At 53.5% G+C, this 3,270-nt stretch carries 4 protein-coding genes and 1 pseudogene; 3 read left to right on the forward strand and 2 right to left on the reverse strand.

The window, feature by feature from the left end:
* From BSU04_RS28505 to BSU04_RS28515, 3 genes are all read left to right on the forward strand, one after another.
* Positions 1–343: 4Fe-4S dicluster domain-containing protein (locus tag BSU04_RS28505; protein WP_144021377.1), on the forward strand; the 343-nt coding region annotated here is incomplete at its 5' end.
* 136 nt (positions 344–479) lie between these two features.
* Positions 480–767 (forward strand): DUF427 domain-containing protein, encoded by a 288-nt coding sequence (locus tag BSU04_RS28510; protein ID WP_089163716.1) that lies wholly within the window; start codon positions 480–482, stop codon positions 765–767.
* 607 nt (positions 768–1,374) lie between these two features.
* A complete protein-coding gene (locus tag BSU04_RS28515) occupies positions 1,375–2,043 on the forward strand; it encodes a DUF4397 domain-containing protein (protein ID WP_089163717.1) in 669 nt (222 codons plus the stop codon).
* Positions 2,044–2,137: 94 nt separating this feature from the next.
* Here BSU04_RS28515 and BSU04_RS28520 read toward each other — a convergent pair whose 3' ends face one another.
* Both BSU04_RS28520 and BSU04_RS46680 read right to left on the reverse strand, forming a co-directional pair.
* The gene (locus tag BSU04_RS28520) at positions 2,138–2,365 is read right to left on the reverse strand and encodes a response regulator (protein ID WP_089163718.1); all 228 of its coding nucleotides are present in this window, start codon (positions 2,363–2,365) and stop codon (positions 2,138–2,140) included.
* A gap of 305 nt (positions 2,366–2,670) precedes the next feature.
* Positions 2,671–3,270, reverse strand: a pseudogene (locus tag BSU04_RS46680) (hypothetical protein); the annotation flags it as partial.

The raw sequence follows: 3,270 nt of genomic DNA on the forward strand, positions 1-3,270 counted from the left end.
CACGCCGCCGCCGGAAAAAGAGCGTCTGCAAACGCCTGAAGAGCGCGACGAGCTCGACGGCCTGTACGAGTGCATCCTGTGTGCTAGCTGCTCGACTTCATGCCCGAGCTTTTGGTGGAACCCGGACAAGTTCGTGGGTCCGGCGGGCTTGTTGCAAGCCTATCGGTTCATTGCAGACAGCCGTGATGAAGCGACGGGTGAACGTCTCGACAACCTGGAAGATCCGTACCGTCTGTTCCGTTGCCATACCATCATGAATTGCGTCGATGTGTGCCCGAAGGGACTGAATCCCACGAAAGCTATCGGCAAGATCAAAGAATTGATGGTGCGCCGCGCTGTCTGAATTGTCGCGAAGATGGGGCCTCAAACAACAATTCTGGATAGATGACCTTCGGGATTAAAGGGCCGAAGAGGGACTTGCGAAACCCACCCTCACTGAGCAACGCTGGATCACTGACACCCTTCGGAGAGAAAACATCATGAAACGAGCCATATGGAACAATGCCGTAATCGCGGAAGCGCCGACCGAAAAAATCAAGATCGTCGAGGGAAACGTGTATTTCCCCCCTGATGCAATTGACAAGCAATTTGTTCGGTCCAGCACCCATACGACCACATGCGGCTGGAAAGGGGTCGCGAATTATTATGACCTTGTAGTGGACGGCCAAGAAAATAAAGCGGCAGCCTGGTATTACCCGACCCCCATGGAGGCAGCAAAAGACATCGCTGGCTTTGTCGCATTTTGGAAAGGCGTAAAGATCGACTAACGCGGGTGCCGCGGCACTCAATCAAAATCCAATAACTTGAGCCCGAGGCAGGTCCAGTGGAAGTAGCCATGCGCTAGGGCGAACCATCGATCAAGTCAGTATTGGTTGACTTCTGGAAGACAAGACTGCAGATGCATTGATAGTTGCGTTTCTCGTCAACCGGTACATTATCGGTTTCTACAAGCGCGTGCGCCTGCTCGACTTCGGATCATCTGTCACCCGCTGCCCACGAGGCGAAACCGATAGTAAAAGACCGACCGACCTGTCCGACATAGCTTGACCACATCAGGGCGACCAAAACGCAGCAAGGCAGCTTCCTGCATAGAGCCGGGTTACATGGTTGAAAGCATCCCAACGATTGCGTCCGACCGGTTGAACAAAAACTCGATTTTTAATGCGTCGCAATGTAACTGTAGATTATCCGAACTTTAAACTGCGTCTAACAATTGTTCATCACAGGGTAATTCGGAATACTAAAAGTCTTACGGACTCCACTGTCATTCATATAATTATGGTTAAGGTGACAATCTTCTTGGACCGACTGTTGCCGCACACACGCGAGATTGTTGTCTTCTCGCAATAAACCAAAACAGCTCTGGAGGATGGAATGATGAAGACGCTAAAAACGCTGTTAGTCGTTGCAATGACTTGCATGGTCGTTTTTTTCGCAGGATGCGGCGGTGACGACGGTCCCGGAAATGCCCGCCTGAGAATTTTGCACGCCTCGCCTGATGCGCCCAATGTCGACGTCTACGTCGACAACGGACTTGTGCTGGCCAATGTTCCATACCCAACGGCATCAGGTTACCTCACCATCTCGGCTGGCACCCATGCGATCAAGATCAACGCTGCCGGCACCCAGACCACTGTAATCAACGTGTCCCCACCTCTCTCCAAGGACGGTGCCTACACCGCTATTGCTGCCAACTTCGTGGCGAGTATTGAACCGCTGCTAGCGACTGATGACACGTCCGCCCCGCCCTCCGGTCAGATCCGTTTGCGCGTTATTCACGCTGCCCCCGATGCGGGCGCTGTAGACATTCTCGTGAACGACCAGATAGTGTTATCGAATGTGCCGTTCGGGACAATCAGCAGCTATTTGACAGTCCCCGGAGGAACCTACGATCTCAAAGTCAACGCAACCGGTACCGCGATCACAGCCATTCATACGAGTGTCACCGCCGCCGCGGGCAATAACTATACGGCGGTAGCCATCGGTTCATTGAAAACAGCGGCGACTAACCCGCTATCCCTGAAGATATTGGTTGATGGTTGAGCATTAAGTGGCTGTAAGGCGAGTTGGGCGATGAGGAGGCGCCGAGTCGAACTCGCCTGCGCTCCTACCCGAGGTGCTGGCAGCGGGAGCGCATTCAGCAGTTGTTCCCGTGCGCGTTCATGGCCCTCAATATCTCGTTAGTCAATGCATCCAGCAATGCAGGCTTGACGAGATAGGCATTCATGCCTGCCTCCTCCGCACGGGCACGCGAAGTCGTTGTGCCATAAGCCGTCAGCGCGAGCACATGCAACTTGTCGAACTTTGATTTTTCACGCAGGCGACGCACGACTTCATAGACGCTGAAGTCGGGAACTGGAAGCATGCCGGGCGGGCTCGCCAGGCTCTCTTCGTTAGAAACTTCGCAGGTTCCAAGCGCGGTATCCTATCGGGCAAGGCGCCGTCACGTCATCTATGACGGCGGTCAAGTCGACGGAAATGGCCTCCCGCGGTTTGGTTCACTCTCGTGTACGACATCAGAGCCTCCCGCAGCGTTAGCGCCGCCGCTGCTGTATGTTGAAATCGGCGGCGATTCTCGATTATTTTAGGGAGCGGTCGTTCGTTCGACCCTCGTGACTCACAAACGCAACAAGCCACCCGAAGGTGGCCGTTGGTACTTAAAAAATGCGCTTATTTAGACATTACAATCTGCGTGGAAAGGACATTTTTAATGAACGGTTTTCCTACAGCTTTCAGGTAATACGTTCCCGAATAGCCACTTATTGGAATATTCGTCATGGTTGCAGGGAAGGTATTCGTCAAATTATAAACACCTGCGCTGGCCTGTGAATAGAGTTCGAGATGGTCTACCGTAGCGACGTTGGTCAGGTTGACTTGGAGCTCCTTTTGGCTGCTGCTGACAGTAACGTTCAAGGTCGCGCAGTTGTCGATACCCGTTTCCAACTCCGTGCCTTCGTAGTAGTCGTCCCATGTTACGAGTTGCAAAAACGGGAGCTGGTTTGAAGCACTGTACTGCTGGTTGATCGCAGAGAACATGTTCAGCCACGTGGCACCGCATTGCTGATTCACATACACCTGTCCATCCCACGGCGCATATTGACTGTTGAAGCCCTTGTAGGCTCCGCCGGTTGCGGCCATGTTGGGATGCGTTTTGGCGCGGGTATAGAAGTTAGTAATGGCAGCCGCATTAGGTGCGACATTGGCGGCCGTAGGGTTGACCCACAGGAATGAGCCAGCGCTGTCAGGGATCCCAAAACCATCCGGGGAGGT

Source organism: Caballeronia sordidicola (assembly GCF_002220365.1).
GTDB lineage: Bacteria > Pseudomonadota > Gammaproteobacteria > Burkholderiales > Burkholderiaceae > Caballeronia > Caballeronia sordidicola_C.